20 protein-coding genes and 1 pseudogene are annotated in these 25,626 nt (G+C 33.2%); 17 read left to right on the plus strand and 4 right to left on the minus strand.

Annotated features, from left to right (window positions below):
• Positions 1-54: 54 nt before the first annotated feature.
• On the minus strand, positions 55-876 hold the full coding sequence (locus tag TX86_RS08090) for a Cof-type HAD-IIB family hydrolase (RefSeq protein ID WP_042347864.1): 822 nt from the start codon (positions 874-876) through the stop codon (positions 55-57).
• A 216-nt stretch (positions 877-1,092) separates the two neighbouring features.
• Between TX86_RS08090 and TX86_RS08095 the strand changes: the two genes are divergently transcribed.
• The 9 genes from TX86_RS08095 (at position 1,093) to TX86_RS08135 (ending at position 14,331) form a co-directional block, all read left to right on the plus strand.
• On the plus strand, positions 1,093-1,632 hold the full coding sequence (locus tag TX86_RS08095) for an RNA polymerase sigma factor (protein ID WP_042347865.1): 540 nt from the start codon (positions 1,093-1,095) through the stop codon (positions 1,630-1,632).
• The gene (gene spoIIP, locus TX86_RS08100) at positions 1,622-2,518 is read left to right on the plus strand and encodes a stage II sporulation protein P (RefSeq protein ID WP_042347866.1); all 897 of its coding nucleotides are present in this window, start codon (positions 1,622-1,624) and stop codon (positions 2,516-2,518) included. The genes TX86_RS08095 and spoIIP overlap by 11 nt, the downstream gene beginning before the upstream one ends.
• Positions 2,519-2,705: 187 nt before the next feature.
• Positions 2,706-4,091, plus strand: a complete 1,386-nt coding sequence (locus TX86_RS08105) for a M28 family peptidase (RefSeq protein WP_042347868.1) — start codon at positions 2,706-2,708, stop codon at positions 4,089-4,091.
• Positions 4,092-4,427: 336 nt separating this feature from the next.
• A complete protein-coding gene (locus TX86_RS08110; protein ID WP_042347871.1) occupies positions 4,428-6,062 on the plus strand; it encodes a diguanylate cyclase in 1,635 nt (544 codons plus the stop codon).
• A gap of 24 nt (positions 6,063-6,086) precedes the next feature.
• Positions 6,087-6,449 (plus strand): response regulator transcription factor, encoded by a 363-nt coding sequence (locus TX86_RS08115; protein ID WP_042347873.1) that lies wholly within the window; start codon positions 6,087-6,089, stop codon positions 6,447-6,449.
• Positions 6,442-9,309, plus strand: a complete 2,868-nt coding sequence (locus TX86_RS08120; protein WP_042347874.1) for an ATP-binding protein — start codon at positions 6,442-6,444, stop codon at positions 9,307-9,309. Before TX86_RS08115 ends, TX86_RS08120 begins: the two co-directional genes overlap by 8 nt.
• A gap of 191 nt (positions 9,310-9,500) precedes the next feature.
• Positions 9,501-10,754 carry a coiled-coil domain-containing protein gene (locus TX86_RS08125; RefSeq protein ID WP_042347876.1) on the plus strand — a complete coding sequence of 418 codons (1,254 nt, stop codon included), beginning with the start codon at positions 9,501-9,503 and terminating at the stop codon, positions 10,752-10,754.
• A 493-nt stretch (positions 10,755-11,247) separates the two neighbouring features.
• On the plus strand, positions 11,248-13,428 hold the full coding sequence (locus TX86_RS08130; protein ID WP_042347878.1) for a malate synthase G: 2,181 nt from the start codon (positions 11,248-11,250) through the stop codon (positions 13,426-13,428).
• Positions 13,429-13,563: 135 nt separating this feature from the next.
• Positions 13,564-14,331 carry an IclR family transcriptional regulator gene (locus TX86_RS08135; RefSeq protein WP_042350309.1) on the plus strand — a complete coding sequence of 256 codons (768 nt, stop codon included), beginning with the start codon at positions 13,564-13,566 and terminating at the stop codon, positions 14,329-14,331.
• Positions 14,332-14,385: 54 nt separating this feature from the next.
• Here TX86_RS08135 and TX86_RS08140 read toward each other — a convergent pair whose 3' ends face one another.
• Positions 14,386-15,024, minus strand: coding sequence for a TetR/AcrR family transcriptional regulator (locus TX86_RS08140; protein ID WP_042347880.1), 639 nt, complete (start codon positions 15,022-15,024; stop codon positions 14,386-14,388).
• Between the two features lie 283 nt (positions 15,025-15,307).
• Here TX86_RS08140 and TX86_RS08145 point away from each other — a divergent pair, with 283 nt between their 5' ends.
• The 5 genes and pseudogenes from TX86_RS08145 to TX86_RS08165 all read left to right on the plus strand — a co-directional run bounded on the left by TX86_RS08145 (position 15,308) and on the right by TX86_RS08165 (position 21,704).
• The gene (locus tag TX86_RS08145) at positions 15,308-16,930 is read left to right on the plus strand and encodes an FAD-binding protein (protein ID WP_042347882.1); all 1,623 of its coding nucleotides are present in this window, start codon (positions 15,308-15,310) and stop codon (positions 16,928-16,930) included.
• Positions 16,931-16,984: 54 nt separating this feature from the next.
• Complete coding sequence (locus tag TX86_RS08150; RefSeq protein ID WP_042347884.1) at positions 16,985-17,434, plus strand: SRPBCC family protein; 450 nt, start codon at positions 16,985-16,987, stop codon at positions 17,432-17,434.
• Positions 17,435-19,204: 1,770 nt separating this feature from the next.
• Positions 19,205-19,726: pseudogene (locus tag TX86_RS27790) on the plus strand (methyl-accepting chemotaxis protein); the annotation flags it as partial.
• A 231-nt stretch (positions 19,727-19,957) separates the two neighbouring features.
• Positions 19,958-21,346: a class II fumarate hydratase gene (gene fumC / locus TX86_RS08160; RefSeq protein WP_042347887.1), complete on the plus strand. Its 1,389-nt coding sequence runs from the start codon at positions 19,958-19,960 to the stop codon at positions 21,344-21,346.
• A 7-nt stretch (positions 21,347-21,353) separates the two neighbouring features.
• Positions 21,354-21,704: a hypothetical protein gene (locus TX86_RS08165; RefSeq protein ID WP_042347889.1), complete on the plus strand. Its 351-nt coding sequence runs from the start codon at positions 21,354-21,356 to the stop codon at positions 21,702-21,704.
• 133 nt (positions 21,705-21,837) lie between these two features.
• Here the strand turns inward: TX86_RS08165 and TX86_RS08170 are convergent, their stop codons facing one another.
• Complete coding sequence (locus tag TX86_RS08170; RefSeq protein WP_042347891.1) at positions 21,838-22,056, minus strand: hypothetical protein; 219 nt, start codon at positions 22,054-22,056, stop codon at positions 21,838-21,840.
• Positions 22,057-22,593: 537 nt separating this feature from the next.
• Here TX86_RS08170 and TX86_RS08175 point away from each other — a divergent pair.
• The 3 genes from TX86_RS08175 to TX86_RS08185 all read left to right on the plus strand — a co-directional run bounded on the left by TX86_RS08175 (position 22,594) and on the right by TX86_RS08185 (position 24,811).
• A complete protein-coding gene (locus TX86_RS08175; RefSeq protein WP_042347893.1) occupies positions 22,594-23,232 on the plus strand; it encodes a hypothetical protein in 639 nt (212 codons plus the stop codon).
• Positions 23,213-23,989: a DnaA N-terminal domain-containing protein gene (locus TX86_RS08180; protein ID WP_042347895.1), complete on the plus strand. Its 777-nt coding sequence runs from the start codon at positions 23,213-23,215 to the stop codon at positions 23,987-23,989. Before TX86_RS08175 ends, TX86_RS08180 begins: the two co-directional genes overlap by 20 nt.
• 159 nt (positions 23,990-24,148) lie before the next feature.
• Positions 24,149-24,811 (plus strand): 2OG-Fe(II) oxygenase, encoded by a 663-nt coding sequence (locus TX86_RS08185; protein ID WP_439096760.1) that lies wholly within the window; start codon positions 24,149-24,151, stop codon positions 24,809-24,811.
• Between the two features lie 101 nt (positions 24,812-24,912).
• On the opposite strand, the gene TX86_RS08190 is transcribed toward TX86_RS08185, so the two are convergent.
• The gene (locus TX86_RS08190; RefSeq protein ID WP_042347899.1) at positions 24,913-25,596 is read right to left on the minus strand and encodes a LuxR C-terminal-related transcriptional regulator; all 684 of its coding nucleotides are present in this window, start codon (positions 25,594-25,596) and stop codon (positions 24,913-24,915) included.
• Positions 25,597-25,626 lie beyond the last annotated feature (30 nt).

Below are 25,626 nucleotides of genomic sequence, written 5' to 3' on the forward strand. Positions count from 1 at the left end.
ATAAAAAACAGTGAGCATTAAATATACTCACTGTTTTTTTACGTTATATGAAATTTATGCTGTAACTAATTGTTTCAATACAAACTCATCTACAACCTTTGCAACACCATCATTCATGTTTGAATCAGTTACATAATTCGCTACTGCTTTAATATCGTCAGGTGCATTGCCCATAGCAACACCAAGACCAGCAAATTCAATCATCGCTAAATCATTATAACTATCACCAATGGCAATTACTTCTTCACGTTTAATTCCACAAACCTGTATTAAATGATTTAAACTTGTACCTTTTGTTACTCCTTGCTCAGTAAACTCTAGGAAATATGGTTTCGAGCGCATAACACTAAACTTATGACTCAATTCCTCTTGAAGCTTTGTTTCTACTACTTTAAGTTTTTCCGGCTCATCTACCATTAAAGCCTTAACAACTGGCTCATATACAGCCTCTTTAAATTGTTCTACCAACGTAATTGGTAAACCAGTAAGTTCAGATTCAATCGTTGTAAATGGATTTTCGTCTTCTGTAATAATTTCATCACCTACGTATGTATGAATAAATACATCCTCACGGCGACTTATTTCATACAGGTTGTGAACATTCTCACATGATAAAGTGCTGCTAAAGATTTCTTCAGTAGTTTGACAATTTATAATTTTACCTCCGTTAAAAGAAAGAATATAGCTTCCATATTTCGAAAGTGAAAGTTCTTCAGCAATATGCTTCATTCCGTATGTTGGGCGACCTGATGCGAGTACAACCTTAACACCTATTTCCTGTGCATCCATAAGCGCTTGCTTTGTACGAGGTGAGATTGTTTGGTCATCGCGAAGTAATGTATCGTCTAAATCTAAAACTATCATTTTGTAAGTCATGTTGTCGTTCCTTTCTTATTGCACAATATATTTAATCCTACTATAAAGTACAAAGAAATGGATGCGAAAAACAAATTATTTTCTTGCTAGATAATGGTTACAGTGTAGGAGTTTTTCCATGTTTATTAGAAATAGTTTATATCTTACTAAATTCATGTAACTTTATTTACGACTCAAACGAATAATAGTTAAGCACTCTAACAAGGAGGGAAAGAATTGGTTGATTTAGATAACTTGGAAAACAGCATTATCAGGATTTATAACAGCTACTATAAAGATGTTTACAGATTTCTCATTTGTTTCTCTGGTAACCAAAATGATGCTGAGGATATGACACAGGAGGTATTCATCCGTGTACTTAATAATTTATCTAACTATAATTCTAGCCAAAACCTTAAAACATGGGTTTTTTCCATAGCAAAACATGTAGCAATCGACCATTATAGAAAGAATCGATTGGTTTCTATTTTGAAAAAAGGATTTTTCAATCAAATGAAAGCGATTGAGTTAGATCCAAATGAAGTGATTGAACAAAATGAAATCAAAAATCTTGTACATGAAGCCATAGCCAAACTAAAACCACATTATCGAATAATTGTCATTCTTCGCGGAATCAATGAGTTTTCTATAAAGGAAACCTCAAGAATCCTTCAATGTAGTGAATCTAAGGTAAAGGTGACTTATCACCGAGCATTAAAAGAGTTGAAAAGAAAAATAAATATTGATGCAGAGGGGGTAATAAGCAATGCTAACTGATCAAGATTTACATAATTGTATGAAAGAAAGCTATCCTCTTAATCCAAGTAATGAATTTATTTCATCAACTGAAGCTATACTTCGAGAATCTGCTCGGAAAATGAATAAGAAAAGAAAGATTAAAAGGTTTACAATCACTTCAAGTACATTCCTTCTAACTGCGTTGGTTATTTCATGGTTTTTCTTTTTTAGTGGCCAAGATGTATTCAATTCGAACGCAAATTATATATCATCCACAGCTACTGGTCCAAACCCAATCATTTATATTTATCACACACACAATACTGAATCCTTCCTACCAGAATTAGATGAACAAAAACCATTTAACGCTTCTCATAATCAAAAGAACATTACATTGGTAGGAAAGTACTTCAGCCTGGCTTTAAAACAACGAAATATCAATTCCATACAGGATCAAAGTGATATAACGGCAATAGTAAAAGAACGAAATCTAGTTTTTAAAGATATGTATACCATTTCAAGAGAATCTTTCACACAAACAATAAAGGATAATCCCAGCATTAAAATGGCATTTGATATTCATCGTGATTCAGGAGAAAGGGATAACACAGCCGTTCGAATAAATGGAAAAGAATACGCAAAGATTTTCTTCACCGTTTCTAAATCAACTCACGATTATAAGGAAAATTATAAGTTAGCTAAGTTTCTACACAAGAAAATAGAAGAAAAATACCCTGGATTATCACGTGGTGTTGAAAGTCTTTCTAAAGGAAACGGTCATGAAGGGATATACAACCAAGATTTGATGAGCAAAACTCTTTTGTTAAACATTGGTGGGCAAAATAATACATTTGAAGAGACTTACCGAACGGTAGATGCCTTAGCAGATATCATTAGTGAAAATATCGAAACACTTATTAAGTGATGATTTTTTAGATTCTTTTATAGCGCTAAAAATAAGAGGAAACACGTGTTTTTAGCGCTATTTTTTTGATTACAACTTATTCTATTAATTCATTTGTCCTATTGATATATATTTAGATAGAACTATTTACAAAATTTTCTGATAATTTAATATTAATAGAGAGATTACCAAATAGAGGAGGAAGAATATGTATCGTAAATCCATATCAGCAATATTAGCACTTGGATTAGTTCTATCATCAGGATCGGCCTACGCACAAGTAAAAAGTGCTCCTAACGAGCATTCAGCTGTAGCATTTGATAATAAAGTTATCAAAAAAATTAATGCAGACAATATGTACAACACGATTGCTTATTTATCAGAGCAACCTAGAGCAGCAGGAACGGAAGGAGAATATAAAGCTGTAAAATATATAGAAAACCAGTTTAAGAGTTTCGGGTTAGAAACTACTATTCAGCCGTTCCCAATATATGATACACAAATCAATCATGTCATTGTCAAAATAAATGGCACTGATATAAAGGAAAAGCCAAACCCATTTAGTGGTAGTATAAGCAAACAAGTAACAGCACCACTCGTTAATATAGGAAAAGCGTTTCCAGAAGAAATTGGTGATTTAACAGGAAAAATCGCACTCATTGAACGTGGCAATATCACATTTACTGAAAAAGTACAAAATGCCTTAGATAAAGGTGCCGTTGGTGTCTTAATGTACAACAACAGCTCATCAGGTAATTTTTCTGGACAAGTTCAAGACGGACAAAATATCCCTGCAGTAGCTATTACAAGAGCTACTGGATTACAGTTAGTTGAACAACTAAAAACAACAGAAGTTGTAGCTACGTTAGATGTTGATATCGAAAAAATAGAAAAAACATCTTATAACGTTATTGCTTCACTGAAACCAAATAAAAACAAAGATACGGGACAAATCGTAATGGTTGGTGCACATCACGATTCTGTACCAGTAGGTCCTGGAGCAAATGATGATGCCTCAGGAGTATCAGTCGTTCTTGAACTAGCAAGAATTTTATCCAAAACTCCTGTTGATACAGAAATACGTTTCGTCACTTTCGGTGCTGAAGAAAGAGGATTGCTTGGATCATACTATTATGCTAATTCCCTTTCAAAAGATGAAGTACCTCGTATTCAAGCCCATTTCCAAATGGATATGGTTGGTAGTAAAGATGCAGGAGGAGATAATCCTTTCGGCGGATTCATCATGTATACACTTGATGGTAAGAAAAACCTGGTAACCGATTTAGGTGCAGCCGCAGCCGTAAGAATTCGATCAGAAAACATTTCTTATGGACAAGTAGGTCGCAGTGACCATCAACCTTTCCATGAATTAGGTATCCCTTCAGCTGTATTTACCCATGCACCTTTAGAAGCTGCGTATCACAAACCTACTGATACACTAGATAAAATCAGCAAAGAAAAACTACAACAAGTTGCTGAGGTCATTGGTGCATCTGTATATCAAATTGCTCGCCCTGATACACCAGCATTAGTCAACGCAACAGTCGCTCAAGAACTAGTAGATTATTCTTTTGAAAACCGACCAATAGATTAATAGAAATTCTGACCCATTAAGAATTATTTATCTTAATGGGTTTTTTATTTATATAAATTGTATAAGCTACCACAAAAACTAAAGAGTGACAAAGAAAAAGAGAAGGATTCATAAGAAGTCCCTGTTCTAGAAACCTAAATTCATATAAAAATATAATGCTTTTCACTTATCAAAAGAATGATTATTTTATACTATAAAAATTAAACGGTTATTCAGAATTTACGGATTATGGTAACATAAACAAAATATACATTATATATACTTTTCCCAAAATCTTGTACAACAAAGTAAGGAGATGTGACTCATTGTTACTTATATAAAATGGAGGGAGTAAATATGGAAACAGCAAAATATCAGAAAATGTTTTATAAGCAAATGCAAGAAAAGTTTCAACAATGGGAAAATCAACAGTTTATTACTGAACAAGAACTATACGTGTTCCTGCATAGTTTAAAAGGGACTGCTGGATCAATTGGTTTAAATGAACTTTCTACTATTTCAACTCAAAAAATAACACCATTACAAGAAAATGAACAGAAACAATGGGAAAAATCAAAATGGAAAAGTTACCTCGCTCCCTTAATTGAAGGAAGTGATTTTTATATAAGAAATGCAGATATATCTAATGAACCATTAATCGAAGCACATCTTATTGAAAATGAATTAGAACAAGATTTTATCCTTGTTATCGATGATGATATCGTATTTATTACATTTATTAAAGAACTATTAGAAAAAGAAGGATTCTCTGTTATTATTGCAAATAATGGAAAACGAGGACTTGAGTTTATATATGAATTAAAGCCTGCTATTGTATTTATTGATGTGTTATTACCAGATATAAACGGATTCACCATTTTAGAAGATATTATCAAAAAAATAAAAAAAGAGCATATTGTAGTTACAATGATTAGTGCTGACAATAGTAAACAAAACGTCATTCGAGCTTATAATTCTGGTGCAACTGATTTCATTACAAAACCCATTGATAAAGATGTATTAATTTCATACGTAACAAATCGAATTAATAATAAAAACGATATTGAGCAATCCATTATTATCGATGAATTAACGCAAATGTTTAATCGTAAATACATGAATGCTCGTCTTCATCAATTAATCCAACAGTATAGTAGAAAAAATGAATCATTTGCAGTCGCCATTGTTGATTTAGATTATTTCAAAAAAATAAATGATACGTATGGCCATCTAGTAGGGGATGATGTACTACAAGGTTTTGCAAGTTTAATCAAGAAGATTAAGCGAGACCAAGATATAGCCTGTCGTTATGGTGGAGAAGAATTTGTCATTTTACTACCTAATAGTACAGAGCGTCATGCCTATATATTCCTTGAACGAGTTCGTGAAAACTTGGTTTCAAAATATTTTTCCGCAAATGATATTAACTTTCAGGTAACCTTTTCGGCTGGAGTTGTAGGAGCAAATAGAAACAATCTTCATTCAGAAAAACTATTAGAAGAGGCCGATCAAGCACTTTATACTGCGAAACAATACGGTAGAAATAAAACGATTATTTATAAATCAGATTTGAAAGAAGTAACTCAACGCAGCAAGATTAAAATCATAATAGTCGATGATGTGTTTATTGTTCGAGAAATGATTATCAAACATTTCTCTTTATGGAAGCCAATAGACAAATATGATATCGAATTGCTCGAATTCAGTGATGGGCAAAGTTTCTTAAAATCGAATTGGTATAACCCAGAAACAAAATATATTATTTTGCTGGATGTTATGATGCCTCATTTAAATGGCTTTGATGTTCTAACTATATTAAGAAATAAATATTCTTCCGATCAAGTTTTCATTTCAATGCTAACTAGTCGAAAAAGTGAAAAGCACGTTATTCAAGCATTGGAGTATGGAGCTGATGATTATATTGCAAAACCTTTTGACATTCAAGATTTATCAGATCGACTAATACGCATTATTAAGCGAGTTTTTATTTAATGAAACAAAAAAGGGGAAAGATAAATGAAACGATTATTAGTAGTAGACGATGAAGAAATCTTGCGTATGCTCATTTGTGATACGTTAGAAGACTTAGGATACGAAATTGACGAAGCTGAAATGGGAGAAGAGGCACTGACAAAAATCAGTCAAACAAAATATGACTTATTAATTTTAGATTATATGATGCCTAACTTAACGGGGATTGAAGTAATCGAAAGGATACCTGCTGAAATAAAACAAATCATGCCCATCCTAATGCTTACTGCAAAAGCGCAAGAAGCAGACCGCCAAGCGGTTTTAGATAAAGGCGCTGATTATTTCATGTCAAAGCCTTTTAGTCCTGTCGATTTAGTGAAAGTAGTAGAGGAAATTATGAATGCGTAAACCCCTACCACTGTTCACTAAAAGCATCCGTAATACATTTTTAAAAACGATTCTGTCTTTGACGGTTGTAATCTTTATTGTTTTACTTGCTTTTTTTCTTTATGTAGATTCGATTAATGAAAATCTAAAGAAAGAGCGAGAATTAGTCCGTGACAAAGCTAAGATTGTAGCTGATTTAGAAGATAGCTTTAATGGTATTTTCTTTCGAGCAAGAGGATATTACGCATTTCAAGATAAACAAGAGCTTAAACTACTCTACGATAATTTAGAAAAATTCGATAAGCAATTAAGCAAGTTTTCTAAACTAAAAATGACCAGTGAAGAACTGACTCTATATAATAGCCTTGTTAATTTCCATTCAGATTATAAGAATAATATTCTTCCAAAGGCAATTGACTATATCAATAATAATGACTATGAAGGTTTACGCAAGCTTTCTAGTAGCGGAACGAATACACTTGTCAATAACTTTGTAGCTTATGCCAAGAACTATAAAAACAAAACTGATGATGAATTAAACCAAATAACCGTTACAACAATAGAAAAAGCGCAGCAATTTACATTACTCGCTTTAATGATAAGCGGGCTCATCCTAATATTAATTTCTATCATAATGTGGCGAGTTCTTCATAATCTTATTCGTCCAGTCGAGTTTTTAACATCTGCTACTAAAGCCATTCAAAGTGGTGAGCCTTTTGAACTTGGTACATTTGTTAATCGAGAGGACGAAATAGGTATTTTATCGCACTCCTTTCAATCTATGTCGAAGTCAATACAAGAAAAAGAAGAAGTACTTATGGCTCAAAACGAAGAACTTACTGCTCAGCAATCTGAACTTCAAGATAATCAAGAGCAGTTACAGAATTCACTTAATCGATTAGAGAAATACAATCAGCTAAATCATGCATTAACGTTTACACTAAGTAAAAAGAAATTGGTTAGTGAAGTTCACAAATATTTAAATGAAATCAATAATTTTGATTCAAGTATTATGTATCTATTAGAAACAAATGTTTATGATTCGAAAGGGCTATCGGAGAAAACGACACAACAACTTGTTGGTCATTTAGATGACGATAAACGTGCACGACTGGAGGAAGAGAAATCTTTTGTGATAAAGCGGGAAGTAACACCTATAGCACAAGGAATAGCTAATGAATCCTATTTTTGCTATGACCTATATGCTTCTGTATTAAATTCGAAAGGAAAGCTAGTTGCAGTTTTGATGGGTACGAAAGAAGGACGTACCATTACGCTACAGGAGCTTGATGAAATAAACGGTTTAATGAATCGGGTATCTCTAGCGTTTGAACGTATTTTAATGTATGAAGAGGTTGAACGTTCGCGTCAACTAAATCAGGATATTATCGATAATGTAAATGAAGGAATTCAGCTCGTATCTAAAACAGGTGATATTATACAAGTCAATAATTCACTTTGCAATCTCGTTCGTTGTGATAATTGGCTATCTGGACATACAATTCAAAAGGAAGCATGGTTAAATCACTTCATCACTATTGGAGGTCAAACAGAAGAGTTAACTACTTTTTTCAAAAATGCCATTTCAGATAAATTCGAAGAAACAAGAAAAACCCGTTATTCTATTTCCCGTGAATACACTCTATTCGTCGAAGTATATGCAACTAGCGTATTCGAAAATAATGAGAAAGTTGGCACGATATTTGTACATCGGGATATAACAAGAGAATATGAAGTCGATCAAATGAAATCCGAGCTAGTAAGTACTGTCAGTCATGAACTACGTACGCCACTATCTAGTGTACTTGGTTTTACGGAACTTTTACTTACAAAGAGCTTAAAGCCTGAACGACAAAAGAAATATATTGAAACCATTCATAAAGAAGCGAAACGTCTTACGAATTTAATTAATGATTTTCTTGATTTGCAACGAATGGAATCTGGTAAGCAAGAATACAACCTTCAAAAACTCGCATTTGATGAGCTAGCAATAGACATTGTTAATCGTTTTAGACATGAAAGGAACCATAGTGTTCACTTGATTGACAAAGCGAGATATGTTGCTGTAAAAGCAGATCAAGAGCGCATCGTGCAAGTATTTATGAACTTAATTGGAAATGCCATTAAGTTTTCACCAGCGGGTGGAGATGTAGTTATTTCTCTTGAAAACAATAAAGATACACTTCAAATAAGCATTAAAGATAAAGGAATTGGCATTCCAGCAAATGATGTATCGAATTTATTCCAGAAATTCAAGAGAATTGATAATAGTTCTCGAAGAAAAATTGGTGGTACGGGCCTAGGTTTAGCCATTAGTAAAGAAATTATCGCAAAACATGGTGGAGAGATTTGGATTGAATCGGAAGAAGGTCATGGAACTACAGTTTACTTCACTTTACCGCTTATAAACAGCATTCTTAATGAACAAGGTGGTAAATTAGATAATTTATCTAATCAACAGAACGGCTTGAATGTCATGATTGTTGAGGATGATTTAAGTTTAGCATTGCTTTTATCTGAGGAATTAAAAAGTAAAGGTTATACAGTAATACATCATTATCATCCTCAGCGTGCTTTCGAAGATGCTCTTCACATACCGCTGCTTGGTATCATCATAGACCTTATGTTAGGAGAAGAAATGAATGGTTGGGATTTAGTTCAAAAATTAAAAGAAACCGAGCAAACGAACGATATTCCCATTATTATTTCATCAGCCTTCGATAAATCAAAAGATAAAATGGAAAAATATAAAATTGAGAAGTATTTAACAAAGCCTTATCCACCTGAAGAGCTTTCTAATGTTTTAACTAGTTTCCTAGTGTCCGAATCACGTCATGGTAATGTAATCTTTCCAAAAACGGAAGAAGAAGAAAAAGTGTAGATTATATAGAGTTTATTAAAAATTTTCACATCCTAATTGGTAAATTTGCTACAAAAAACAATATTACGCTATTGTAACAAATATTAAAAAGATTATATATTTCTTTATTTTGGCACTTAGTTCATGTATTCTATGTAATAGTCCATATGAATTCAACTAGGTAAGTCATAATATATTAGGATGTGAAGATTTTGAGTTCAAAAAAAATATTTATTCTTAGCAGCTCATTATTAATCACTCTTTCATTTTCGTTATCTGCTCAAGCAGCACCTAGCGATCAATCGTTATCTGATCAATTAAACTCAGTGAATAAAGAGGCTTCATCAGTACAGAAAGAAATAAAAAACAAAACCGAAGCAGCAAAAGAAATAACGAATCAGAAAGAGCAAGCTTATAATGAGTGGAAAAGAATTTCATTAGCGGTAGCAGATTTAGAAGTGAAAATTTATGAACAAACTTCTGAATTATTGCAAACAAAAAGCCGGATTTCTGAGTTAGAAACGAAAGCCCAGGAATCAAAGAAACAATTAGATAAAAGATATGATGTTGTTTCAAAACGACTAATCTCTTTGCAGGAACAAGACTCTAATTTTAATATTTTATCTGTTCTTCTAGATTCTGAAAGCTTAGGAGACTTTCTTAATAGGGCAATGACAGTCTCCTATTTAATGAGTGCTGATAAAGACCTCATAGATTCATATGAGAAAGAAATGGAAAACTACAACAATTTAAAGCATTCAGCTGAAATCGAATTTGAGAAAATGAAAAAAGTACAAGCTGCATTAAATCAATCAAAATACGATTTAGAGGTTCAGCAGCAAAAGAAAAATGCATTAATGAAAAACTTAGAAAAACAATATGGTTGGACCATAGATAGCATTAAGACATTACAAGTTGAACAAAAACAACTACAACAGAAATCAAGTAACCTAGCGGGACAAATCGAACAGAAGAAACAACAAGAAGCTAATCAAAATAAAGAGAATAATAAAGTAGAATCTAGTACTTCAAACAGTAGAGGCTATGATGTGAGAAACATTTCCAATGTATCCGCAGCAACTATTAATGGTGCCCTGTCTGGAAGTTTAAGCGGATATGGCTCTACATTCTATGAAGTCGGGCATTCATATGGAATAGATCCAGCATTCTTAGCAGCAGTTGCCATGGCTGAAACCGGTGGAAATAGTAACTGGTTGAAAAAATACAATAATGTCGGTGGATTTATTAGTAATGGTGGACCAATGTCATTTAGCTCAATAAACGATAGTATCAAATATATGGGTTCACTTTTTACTCGTTTATACCTGCAAGATGGGCTATATACAGTTGAAGCTATTCATACTAAATACTCACCAGTCGGAGCAGATACTGACCCTAATAATCTAAATTCACAATGGGTACAAAATGTATATACTTATTTAGGTAAGATGGGTGTAGCTATATAATAAAATGAGCTGTCTGAATATGGGCAGCTCATTTTATTTTTATTCAAATCAATTTGTTTCGCTATTCTATTATATAATTCATCTAGCTATTTTAATTGAATCACACGTCGAACGAATGGCGTTATTGTATAGCCAATAGCTACAGCTAGCATAATTCACATCAAAATTTTTGAATTTATAATAATACTAACAAAACAGCAAACATTGTTACTAAAGAAGCAAAATCCCAAACAAAAAACGATTATTCATCATTACATAGAGATTAAATTTGGATATTTTTCTTGAATTTTACAAAAATATATTGAAAATCCCATTTAGACATGATTAAATACATGTAAAGATTTGTAATTCAGTTTTGAATATAATTAGAAACATCGTTTTGTAATACGCAACGGCATCCAAGAAATTACAAAAGTACTGTTTTTATTTTTTTATACTAAATTCAAAACGTTGTTTCGTAATAAGAAACAATCGAATATTAGGGGGATTTACAATGACTAATTATGTGAAAGTTGGAAGCTTACAAGTAGGAAAAGAATTATATGATTTCGTTAACAATGAAGCAATTCCAGGAAGTGGTTTGAATGCTGAACAATTCTGGAATGATTTCGAAAGAATCATCACTGATTTAACTCCAGAAAACAAACAATTATTAGCTCAACGTGATGAGCTTCAAAATAAAATTAATGAATGGCATATAAATAACAAAGAATGCTTTAATAGCAATGAATACAAAGCTTTCTTACAAGAAATTGGTTATTTAGAAGATGAAGTGGCAAACTTCCAAATTGGAACAACTAATGTAGATGGGGAAATTGCAATTCAAGCAGGTCCACAATTAGTAGTACCCGTAAATAATGCTCGCTATGCTATTAACGCAGCAAATGCGCGTTGGGGAAGTTTATACGATGCTTTATATGGAACTGATGCCATTAGTGAAGAAAATGGTGCAGAAAAAGGTGGAAGTTATAATCCTATTCGTGGAGCTAAAGTTATTGAATTTGCTAAGAGCTTCCTTGATCAAGCAGTACCATTAAAAGACGCTTCTCATACTGATGCGACTGAATACCGTATAGAAGAAGGTAAATTAGTAATCGTCCTATCTAATAATCAGCTAACTAGCTTAGTAGATGAAGGTAAATTCAAAGGTTATCAAGGTGAAGCTCTAGCTCCTTCTGCTATTTTAATTAAAAATAATGGCTTGCATTTCGAAATTCAAGTTGACCGTAATCATCCTATCGGAAAAGACGATAGTGCTGGTGTGAAAGATTTGCTAATTGAAGCTGCTATAACAACAATCATGGATTGTGAAGATTCAATTGCTGCTGTAGATGCTGAAGATAAAACTTTAGTATACAGCAATTGGTTAGGTTTAATGAAAGGTGATTTAGAAGCATCTTTCCAAAAAGGAAACAAAACATTAACACGAAAAATGAATGATGATCGTTACTATACATCACCTGAAGGTGCAGAAATCTCACTAAATGGGCGTTCTCTATTATTCGTTCGTAATGTAGGTCATTTAATGACAATCAATGCTATTCTAGACAAAGATGGAAATGAAGTATTTGAAGGAATCATCGATGGTGTCATTACTAGTTTAATTGCGAAGCATACTTTACTAGGAAACGGTAAATTCAAAAATACAGCTGAAGGTTCTATTTATATCGTTAAACCAAAAATGCACGGCTCTAAAGAAGTAGCCTTTGCAAATACATTATTTAATAGAATCGAAGATATGCTTGGCTTAGAACGCCACACATTGAAAATCGGAGTTATGGATGAAGAACGCCGAACAAGCTTGAACTTAAAAAATTGTATCGCTGAAGTAAAAGATCGTGTAGTATTCATTAATACTGGATTCCTCGATCGTACTGGTGATGAAATGCATACATCAATGGAAGCTGGTCCTATGATTCGTAAAAACGATATGAAATCTTCAACATGGCTACAAAGCTATGAAAAATCAAATGTATTTATTGGATTAGGAGCAGGATTGCAAGGACGTGCTCAAGTAGGTAAAGGTATGTGGGCGATGCCTGATTTAATGGCAGAAATGATTAAACAAAAAATTGGCCATTTAAACGCAGGAGCTAGTACTGCTTGGGTTCCTTCTCCAACGGCGGCTACATTGCACGCCTTACACTATCATCAAGTAGACGTTCGAGAAGTACAAAACGAATTAATGAAACAAGCTACAAATTTAAGAGATGATATTTTGGTTCTCCCATTAGCAGAAAACCCTGAATGGAGTGAACAAGAAATTCAAGAAGAGCTGGATAATAATGCGCAAGGCATTCTTGGCTATGTAGTACGTTGGGTTGAGCAAGGTGTTGGATGTTCGAAGGTTCCTGATTTGTACAATGTTGGCTTAATGGAAGATCGTGCAACACTTCGTATTTCAAGCCAGCATGTAGCAAACTGGTTACATCATGGTATTGTTACGAAAGAACAAGTTTTAGAAACATTACAACGTATGGCAAAATTAGTTGATCAACAAAATGAGGGAGATACCCTTTATCGTCCAATGAGCCCAGATTATGATAACTCTGTTGCATTCCAAGCAGCATGTGATTTAATATTCTTAGGCTATGAACAACCAAATGGTTACACAGAGCCAATTTTACATCGCCGTCGTCTTGAAGCTAAAGAAAAATTTGCCGTAAAACAATAAATCTATAAGTAATCTATACAGAGGGTGTCCAACAAAAGCTCGACTTTTGGGCACCCTCTGTTTTTAACAAGACAAGGATACAGAAAATTAAAAAAGAAATTTAGAAACTGATATAATGTATGGAGGTGATGAATGATGGAAAGAGAAAATATGGTAAAATCAGTAAGTAGAGCACTAGATATTATCACAATATTAAGCTTAAAAAAAGGTGGTCTCGGTGTGACTGAGATTGCTAATCAAATAGATATCAATAAAAGCTCGGTTTATCGAATACTTTCAACGTTAGTTCAGTATGGCTATGTTGAACAAGATGCTGATACGGGACGTTATAAGCTAGGGTATAAATTTCTTGAAATTAGCTCAAAGCTATTAGAATCAATTGATTTACGTACGGAAGCCCAACCCTTTTTAAAAGAATTAGAAAACGAAACAAACGAAGTGATACATCTTGTTGTGTATGACCAAGGTGAAGTTGTCTACATAGAAAAACTTGAAGGAAACGAGCTTTTACGAATGCATTCACGCGTAGGTAAACGAGCACCTATGCATTGTACATCTGTCGGAAAAACGATTCTTGCTAATTTGCCTACAAATGTAGTATTATCCATTTTGGAGACAAGAGGTATGCCCTCACATACAAAGTATTCAATTGTTGATAAAGATGAATTGCTACAAGAATTAGCTAAAGTTAAAGAATGTGGTTTTGCCTATGATTTAGAGGAAAATGAATATGGTATAACCTGCATTGCTGCACCTATTTTTGATCATGCCGGCCAAGTAATTGCAGCAGTAAGTATATCAGGATCAACTATTCGTATGAAGAACGAACGATTGGCACAACTACAGCCTCATATTATTGCAGCAGGTAAACAAATTTCAACTCGTTTAGGGTACGGACTATAAAAATAAGAGAGGCAATAGCCTCTCTTATTTTTGTTCATTTATTAAATAAATTTATTATGATTTTAAATAATCTAGAAAAATTTCTTTCATTATTTTCAATTGAACTTCCGCAGCTAAATCCGGTTTTATTAGATTCGCTGTACCTTTTAAGGAAAGTTTTAAAGCAAATACCGCGAAATTGCCAATCATAGTCGGCAGTATTTGGGACGTCTTTATATCACCACGAATTGTCCCATCTGTTTTTCCTTCTTCTACCATACGAGCAAAAACTGTAAAAATTTCTTCCCGTGCACTAATATACATTTCCATATCTTCTAAAGAATCACCAGCAATCGCTGTATAGTTAATAAAATGATCTAGTAATTTTGGAAGCGATGCATTGTTTTCTTTCATTTGCTCGATAAAAAAATCTAATACGAAAGTAATTTTATCTATACAAGAAATAGGCTTCTCTTCAATAATTCGAAAAGCCTCCAACATAATCTGAATTTTTGCTGTTGCTATAGTAAGAATGATTTTCTCCTTTTTTGGAAAATAGCGAAATAATGTTGCAACCCCGATGCCCGCTTCTTCGGCAATATCATTCATTTTCGTATTATCAATACCTTTTTTTAAAAATAACTCTTCAGCTTTCGTTAAAATCGTCTCTTTCTTCCTTTGTTTCGATAATTCCCTCGTACTAATTCCGTTCATTCTTTTCATCCCCGTGTAGTAAAAAATAAAAAATTTTATTGCCATAAATAATTGCTTCTACCTTTGTTAATACCACTTTATCACAAATCAATTTCAGAAAATAGTAAATACTATGAATCTAAATTATTTACAAAAAACAATATAGTTTGGTAGTATAAAAGTATAGAAATGATAGTCCAACTATCAAAATTTTCCTACACGCTTTTCTTACATACTTATGCATTTACCCAAATGCAGGAGAAATAGTCGTGATAATATTTTACAAACAGGAGGAGAAATTATTATGCCTGCAAAAAAACCAGCACAATGGGACCGTGAAGTTGATGTAGTGGTAATGGGAACTGGTGGAGCTGCATTAGTTGCTGCTATTACAGCACATGACCAAGGGTCAAAAGTATTAGTAATTGAAAAAACACATCAAATCGGTGGTACAACAGCTTTCTCTGGCGGTGTTCCATGGATTCCATTAAATCGATACATGAAAGATGCAGGAATTGAAGATACACGCGAAGCTGCCTTAAAGTATATTCATCGTGTTACTGGAGATAAAGTACCTGATCCAAAATTATTAGAGGTTTACGTTGATAACGCATACAAAATGATTGATTACTTACATGAAAACACACCTGTACGCTTTAAAGTGCCAGAAAATTATCCAGAATATTATGGATATTTTGAAGGTACAACACCAGGTCGTTCAATCGATCCACTGCCATACGATATGAAAGAAATCGGCGAGTATGGTGATTTAATTCGTAATAACCCAACTTTCCCACCATTAACACTTGAAGAAGGTGGCGCTAAGGGCGGTATCGATTTCATGAAAGTTGCTGAACGAATGGAAAACAATATTGTAACAATGGGTCGTTCATTAACAGCTGCATTAGTAAAAGGTTGTTTAGATCGTGGAATTGAAATTGTTATGGAAACACCAGGTAAAGAACTTGTTTTAGATGACAATGGCGATGTTATTGGTCTTGTAGCTGAACAAAATGGTGAAAAACTTTACATTGGTACTTCAAAAGGTGTTATTTTGGGCTCAGGTGGATACGAGTGGAATAAAGAATTAGTTAAGACATTCTTAAAAGGTGAAATTACACATCCACTTTCTCCATGGGGTAATGAAGGTGATGGTCTAATCATGGCAATGGAGGCTGGTGCATCACTAGCTAACATGAGTGAAGCATGGTGGTACCCAGCATATCAAGACCCAACTTTCGAATACGAAGATCGTGTCATGAATCAATTAGGTGGTAGCGGACGTTTCGGCCCTAACAGTATTATCGTTAACAGCAAAGCAAAACGTTTTGTACATGAAGGTACGACTTATAATGATCTTCCAAAAGCATTCCATCATTATGATCCAGTAGCTGTTGATTGGCCAAACGAAAAAAATAATTGGATGGTATTTGACCAACAGTTAAAAGATCGTACAATGATCATTACAATGATGCCTGGTGAAGATGCTCCTGATTGGGTACCTCAAGCAGATAGTATTAAAGAGCTTGCAGAAAAAATCGGCTTAGATCCAGATGCTTTAGAAGCAACAGTGAACCGTTGGAATGATCAAGTTGAAGCAGGAGAAGATACTGACTTCCATCGTGGTACAACATTCTTCGAAGGTCTTGAAATCGGCGGAGGAACTATTGAACGAAACCTTGGAAAAATTGAAAAAGGACCATTCTATGCAGTACCAGTATACTACGGTGCTCTTGGAACAAATGGTGGACCACGTATTGACGAAAATGGACAAGTACTGAACCTACGTGGCGGAAAAATTAAGGGATTATACGCAGCAGGTAACGCAGCAATGGGTATTTTCGGTCAATCATATTTAAGTGCTGGCGGAACAATCGGACCAGCAATGACATTCGGTTACTTAGCCGGCTTAGCAATTGGTAAATAAAAAGATTGATAGATTCACTATAAAATAAATTACAACAAAGGGACGTGTATTAATATGCCAGCAGGAACACATTCAGTAGAATTACCAGTAGGAATTGAAGAAATTTGGACTTTCGTAAGTGACATGGATAAGTGGGCACCACTTGTACCAGGTTATATCGAACATGAAATTATTAACGACAGAGAATCAACTTGGGCTTTCAAGGGTGACCTTGGCTTCATGAAAAAAACTGTTAAACTTAAAATTGATATTATCGAATGGAAAGAACCAACAACTGTAACATTTAATCTTAAAGGTTTATCAGATAACTTCAAAGGTGGCGGTTACTTCGAAGCTGAAGTAATCGATGCTAACACTACAAAAATGACAGGTAATCTTGATATTAATGCAGGTGGCGCAATGGGACCTATGGTAAATACAATCCTGAAAAACTTTGTTCCAAAAACAGCACAAGAATTAACAGAAGCTGTAGCAAACAAAATTAAAGAAGTTGCCGCAGTCTAATAAAAATTATAAAAAAAGAAGAGCTGCTGACCAACTATAGCGGCTCTTCTTTTTTTCTGCTTTACTCTCAAAAACCTTCCTAACATCTCTCAATTGTGTATTTTTTTAGAACGTCACCACAACAAACTACACAAATATTTACTCGTTTTCCAAGTAATTGAAAATAATATGATACAATACTAAAGTAGCATTCTAATGAACTAATTTTTGTTTTTTTACAAAAAAGTCAGGAATAAAGGAGGGTTCTCTCAATTGTCTATAAGGAATAAAGTTATAGGTTTTTTCTTTATATTCTCTAGTATTTTAGTATTAGTAATTGTTTCACTGCTATTATATGAAAAGAAAAACATAGATCAACAAACTCAGAAAACTAATCAAGAATTAAAACAACAAGCAAATTTACAAGTAACGAAGGATTTAGAAAGATTAACAGCATTAATTGCCAATCAAGTAACGACAATGGAAAATGAAATTGATCATTCCATGCTTAATGCAGCATTAACTTTAAAGGAAATGGACAAAAACAAAGAAGTATCAGTAAAGGATTTAGAAACAATAAAAAGCAGTACTGGAATGAGTGATTTTTACATAACAGATTTAGATGGTGTTTTTATTACAACAACCGAAAAAGAAGCAGTTGGTATGAGCTTATTTGATATTTGGGATGGATATCGTATGTTAGTAAATGGGGAGTCTGATTACTTACCATCTAACATGAAAATAAAAGTAGAGACAGGTGGAATTTTTAAATTCACTGCGATTCCTCGTGCAAATGGAAACGGTATTATACAATCCGCTCTAGCCGCAGATGCGATTGAAAAGGTATTAACGACACTCTTTGAACAAGATTATGGATTACAAAGCTTATATCTATTCGACAATGCTAATTTAGTCCTAACGGAAAATAAAATAAAAGGTTTACAGTCTAAATTTACAAAAGCAAAAACGGTAAAGGATCCTAATATTTCAGGTATATTCAAAACAGGAAAAACATCTATCACTTTAAACGGAAATATTGCTGAAATTTATGCTCCAATCTATTACAACAATGAAATTCGCTATGCATTATATGCTTCGATTGATATGGTTCCATACTTTAAATCAGCTAACTATACAAATGATGCACTAGCAAATACAAATAAAGCAATCCATAGCTCCATTATTAAAGTCGTTTTTGTGAGTATCATAGTAACAATCTTATTATTAATTATTCTATCTATAGTCATTAAAAAGATGTTAAAGCCTCTAGAATTATTTGCTACAAAATTACGCACTTTAGGCTCTAGTCATCATACAACTGACAATCAATTCACTGTAAAAGAAGCAGAATTATTAGCTATTCAGGAATCTGTTAATAGTGTTACTGAACATTATCAGAAGGTACTACTTTCCATACAGGAAAATGCCGCTACTGTATCGAATATGCAACGGAAGTATCATGAAGAAATGAACATAACGACAGAAATATTAAAAGACGTTACGAAAGCTGTCCATTCAACTGCGGAGATTAATCAAGCTCAATCAGAGCAAGTAGCAGAAGCAGAAAAGATTGTTGAAAAAACAGCGGCTACTTTAGTAAATGTTTTCAATCAAACAGATCAATTAGAGAAGCTCTCCGATCAAGCACAAAGTTCAACAGAATTAAGTATTAAAGGGATTAATACATTATCAAAAGTAATCGAAAATATTTCTCATGAAGTTACATATAACGGAGAACGTGTTAACGTGTTACTTGAAAGTTCAACACAAATTAGTGAAATTATTAACTTAATTAGAGGAATTGCAGAACAGACTAATTTATTATCATTAAACGCATCTATTGAAGCAGCACGTGCTGGTGAACAAGGCAAAGGATTTGCCGTAGTAGCCGACGAAGTAAGAAAGTTGGCTGAGCAAAGTAGCGATGCAACAAATAAAATCAGTAGCATCTTAACGGATTTACAAAAAGAAATACAACTCGCTAAAGAAAGCAATGATCAGCAAATCAATACCATTGAAGCAAGTAAGAACGATATGAATGAGGCAAAGACTTCAATAGGAAAACTAATTGAGAATACAGAACAATCTCGTAATAAGATTAAACAATTAGGTGACCTAGTTGAAGGATTGCAACAAGAAAGTCATAAAGAAAATGTAGTATTCAATGAGTTATATGTACAAATTCAATCCAACGCTGCAAATAGTAAAGAGTTATTATCAATGATTAAAGAAGTATCAAGTTCTATACATCAATTAAACATACTACTAGAAAGTTTAACGAATACTACACGCAAGCTTGAAAATATTTTCTAATTCTAAAAGCAATCCAATAAGACTAATATAGTAACAAAGAGTATCGAGCCTGATTTCATTAGTGAAACTAGGCTCTTTTCTTATGTAACAATCAGCATAAAAAAATAGTAAGTGTTTGAAGTTCATTAATAATTGACAATGATAATTATTATCAATTAGAATATTCAGTATAGTGATTAACTGATAATTGTTATCAATTGATAGCAATATTGACAAAAGGGGTGTTTTGACATGGGATACAGAATTGAAAAAGATTCAATGGGTGAAATTAAAGTTCCATCCGAAAAACTTTGGGGAGCTCAAACACAGAGAAGTAGTGAAAACTTTAAAATTGGTACAGAAAAGATGCCAAAGGAAGTTATTAATGCATTTGCAATCTTAAAAAAAAGTGCGGCCTTAGTAAATGAAAAGCTTAATAAATTAGATTCTGTGAAAGCTAAAGCAATTGTACAAGCAGCCGATGAGATTTTGGAAGGAAAATTAGATAGTCATTTCCCGTTAGTTGTTTGGCAAACTGGAAGCGGTACTCAATCCAATATGAATGTAAACGAAGTCATTGCACATCGTGCGAATCAACTATTATCAAATGATGATACCAATTTGACAATACATCCAAATGATGATGTAAATAAGTCACAAAGTTCAAATGATACTTTTCCTACAGCTATGCATATAGCAGGTGTGTTAGCAATTGAAGATCATCTTTTACCTGCTTTACATAAATTGAAACACACTCTAAAACAAAAATCAAAAGCTTTTTCTTCTATTATTAAAATAGGTAGAACACACTTACAGGACGCAACTCCACTAACATTAGGTCAAGAAATAAGCGGATGGGTTCGAATGCTTGAAAAGACAGAGAGTATGATAAAAGAAAGCGTTGAATCTATGAAAGAGCTTGCTATTGGCGGAACAGCTGTAGGTACTGGAATTAATGCTCATCCGCAATATGGGGAATTGACTGCCAAACAAATAAGCGAACTTACCGAAAGAACTTTCACTTCAGCTCCAAATAAATTCCATGCATTAACTAGTCATGATGAAATTGTCTATACTCATGGCGCATTGAAAGCATTAGCTGCTGATTTAATGAAAATAGCAAATGATATTAGATGGTTAGCTAGCGGTCCCCGCTGTGGAATTGGTGAACTAACAATTCCTGCAAATGAACCAGGAAGTTCCATTATGCCAGGTAAGGTAAATCCTACTCAAAACGAGGCATTAACTATGGTTGTCTGTCAGGTAATGGGAAATGATATGACAATTGCTATGGCTTCAAGCCAAGGAAATTTTGAGTTAAATGTATTCAAACCAGTTATCATTTATAACTTCCTTCAATCAGTCAGATTACTTGCTGATGCTATGGTTTCATTTAATGATAACTGTGCAATAGGCATTCAAGCTAACTTAGAGGTAATTCAACGCAATCTAGAAAATTCGTTAATGCTAGTTACAGCACTAAATCCACATATCGGTTATGAAAATGCAGCATCAATAGCAAAACTTGCTCATAAAGAAGGGCTTACTTTAAAAGAAGCGGCACTCCAATTAAATCTATTATCAGCTGAGCAATTTGATGAAATTGTTCAACCTGAAAACATGATTCAACCAAAGGAGTGACAATAAAATGAGTAAAATAACGCAAATCTCTGATGAAACATATATTTTTAATGCAGAACCGAATATTCATGATGCTTGGACTGCCACTTTATTAATGAAAAAACATGATGATCACCTAAATATCTATGTTCAAATATGTATGTCCTATTTACATCACATTGAAGATTATGAAAGATTGCTTAATGAAATTAGACATTTTTGCAAGCAATCAAAAGAAGTAATGAAGAAAGAAAAATGTACAGTTAACTTTCACTGTCAAGGTATCGCATGCTTTCAAGATATATTTTCATTACCAGCTTTTGAAAATCCTGACCATAGAGAATACATTGATACAAGTTTTTCTGAAGAAATACAGTAATAGCGGATATTTTTATTAATAGTTGTACATTAACGAAAAAATTCAGCAATTTAATTAAAAAAGATAACTAGCCAATAGGTTAGTTATCTTTTTTATTACCTTAGTAAAACTCACGTAAATTGATAAAAATCCATTATCTTCTTCTCTTATTAAGCTCTTTTAAATTTGGCTTAATTTTAATAACAGGCTCAAAGCATACATGGACATGTGTGACGTTATCTTCAATCTCTTTAATACTTAAAACTTTGCACTTACGTCCTTTTATTTTAATTTGCTCATCAACAGTAGGAATGCTTTGTGCAAGTTTACTAAATACTAATGTTTTATTTTCAAAAAAATGAATTGCAATCATCTTTTTGTCTCTCCTTATTGTTTGAATTTATACAAAAACGAGGATGATATTCTTTAAATGTGAATCATTAATTGAAAAAGATTGCAATTATATGTGCCTTTAATATTTCTAAAGAGTTATAACATCGGGTATGACATCCTGACTTGTAATAAATATATTTTATGCTTACTTGTTATAAATTGTTATCATTGCTTAATTGGAATAAAAAACGAACATTACAAACAAAACGAAAGGTAAATTTCGCGTTTAAACCTAATAAACGGCCAATCCTCACCGGACAAATAAAAACGTTTTCCTTAAAAAACGAACAATTCAATTCTTGCATATTTTCTATCAAAATCATATGTATTGACAATTTAGTAAAGTTTATTTGCTTGCAAAAAACTTTAGCTCAACTTAAAATACGTAAAGTATCCCATAAAACACAAATACAATTCACCATTTTATATAACGACAGGCAAGCATTTGGCTTGTCTTTTTTGCTCCTTATTTATATTTCAGAACTCCACTTTTATTAAAACGAAGAGGTGAAAATAAATGCTTACAAATGAAGAGAAACAGAGTCTTTTAAGTAACAAATACGATATTGAACATATATTGCAACGAAAAGAATTAAGCCATTCATTGTTAAAGTTAATTATCAATCATGTAGACATAGAAACTAGTGAAATGGATGATATATTCACAGTTGAGGATAATATTCAAGCCTGGTCAAAGCTAATTGAAGTGCTTTTGGAGAAAGAAGCACTTTTTACAGATGAAATTGAAGAAGATAGCTATTCAATTGATGCTTTAAGTGACTATTTTCAAGCAAGCATTCAAACCATTGAAAAGTGGATTAAAGATGGGCGTTTTATAGGTGTTGGTCCAGACTTTGATGAATATACTCAAATTGCACAAGATGTTCTTTGGATACAAAGTGAGGATACTCAATTCTCAATTCAAGATATCGTAGAAAATTATAAACATAATAAGCTACCGCCTGAACTTTCCCATGAAGATACTATTATGGAAATCCAAGTTGAATTAGAAGTTTTGGAAACCAAATATAACGGAAAACTAGACGAAGTACTTCGAGATAAATCATTGAATTCTGAAGAAAAGAAAGACCTAGATGCTTGGAACTATTTCATTGGCTTATGGAGGATGTATACAGATGAACAAAACAAACTTTAACACACTAATCGATGATTTTGCGGATACTATTTATAATGTCATTAATTTAAACACAACACGTTTTAAAATCAACAAAAGAATCCTTTTTAATCATCGCGAGGAATTTTTAGAGATTGAAGAAGTATATAATCCAGACCAAACGATTAATACCTATCAATATACTCTATATAAAAGGCTAGTTGATCAAACTCCTATGTATCCTGTATTTCAATTCAACTACAATTCTCAAGAAAGCGAAGAGTCTAATAAATATAAAATGGTAATCGGTAATCCCGAAAATGACGAACTATTGATTAAGAAGGATTTTATTGCACAACATAACAGACTACATATCAAATCATTATCACAGCTCATCGCAGCCATTCAATTTTCCTTTTATTTTAGTACCTATGAGAAGCGGTACAATCAAGTAATAGATTGTTTTGATAGAGCTAGAAAAATTACTGATAAGATACTCGCTAGTTCTGATGAAGATAAACAAAAAATGAAAGGTGAATCAATATACACTCAAGATGCGGCTCTATTATGGAAAAAAGGATTGTGCGAATTACAAAACAGACTAAGTAAACCTTCTTATGAAACTTGGTTATCATGTACACATGGAATTAAATTAGAAGGGAATGTTTTATACATAAGCGTAGCCAAAGAATTTGATAAAGAGTGGTTAGAAGTTAGATATGATTATTTAATTTGTTCAGTTTTAGAATATATCACTGGAAAAGAAATGAAACCCGTTTTTGTGGTGGAGAATAAATAGATATCTTTATGTTACCGACACTTTCTCAATCGAGATAAGCTCGGTATTTTTTCTTTAAATAATGAAATCTTTTCACATGTATACAGCACAACATTATACATTTAATTCTAATTATTTGATAAAATGATAAAAAAATTATCAAAAAGTACAAATGGAAGGATGAAGTTGACCTTGAACAGTTCAAAAACAAAGATCAAAGAATCAACTATCTTTCACCACTCGGGAAACAACATTACAACAATTGACCGAGAAGTACAAATTATCGCTCGCTTCGAAGAACCGCTCATAGTAATTTTAGGCAATATGTTGAGCGAACATGAGTGTAAGGAATTAATTCAGTTTTCTAAGGATAAGTTACAAAGATCCAAAATTGGGGCGACACGAGAAGTGAATGATATCCGCACAAGCAGCGGCGCCTTCTTAGAAGAATATGAACATCCTCTGATTTCCACCATTGAAAAACGCATCGCTACCATCATGAATATTCCCATTGAACATGGGGAAGGTCTTCACATTTTGCGTTATACACCTAGCCAAGAGTATAAAGCTCATTTCGATTATTTTTCACCAACAAGTAAAGCGGCCAATAACAACCGCATAAGTACACTTGTCATCTATTTAAATGATGTCGAAGAAGGAGGGGAGACATACTTTCCTAAACTTAATCTATCCATTTCTCCAACAAAAGGAATGGCAGTTTATTTTGAATACTTTTATCAAGATTCAGAGTTAAATGAAAGTACTTTACACGCAGGTTTACCTGTCATCAAAGGTGAGAAATGGATTGCAACACAATGGATGAGAAAGCAGAGAATAAGATAATCTAAAAAATCACAAGTTTCTAAATGAACCAATTCTAAAAATAATTTACATTGGAACAAAAGACTCTCCTTCAGTGCAAGGAGGTTTTTTATGAAGTATTTTTATTGAATAATGCCTCTACGTATAGCTTCGGCTACTCCTTGTACACGGTTGAGCACCTCGAGTTTTCGAATAGCTGATCGAACATAATCTTGAACTGTAAACTCACTAATACCGAGAGATACAGCCATTTCCTTTGTACTCTCACCCCAAGACATTTTCTGCAATACTTCAATTTCTCTTCTGCTAAGTTTTTTTGGATTGCTGCAGAAGTCGTCTTGTCCGAATATTTGCCCCAAATGTTCTCCATATACACCTAGAGAGTGTAGAAGGCTATCTTTTACAGTGAAGGAATCTGTGCTTCCCATACAGGCATAGCCAACGACTTGTGAACTATAGCTAAGTGGAACTACCAAAAGTTCCGTTGACCTGCCCTCCGTGTATTTAATTGGTAATTGGTGAATTAATGGAGAATCAATATGTTTAGGCTTTCTCTGTTGAATGGCGGAATATATAGGTGGCATTTTCCGAACATCTTCTCTCCAGTCCCTCAAGCAAGATATTCCTTGATTATCGATTCGCAATATACCTTCACCTATTTTACTTAAAGTTGAATAGAAATAGAGTCCAACACGAGAAAAATGAAAAAGATCCATAAAGCCACGAACGGCAAGAATTTGTTTTTCATCATGGGAAGGGGCTAATGATATGGATTGAATTGTCTTTTTTATGGTAGAAATGAGCATAGTTTTTCCTCCATCAAAGAAATTTAAATG

The sequence above is a fragment of the Bacillus massiliigorillae genome (assembly GCF_000380245.2).
Lineage (GTDB): Bacteria > Bacillota > Bacilli > Bacillales > DSM-1321 > Bacillus_AD > Bacillus_AD massiliigorillae.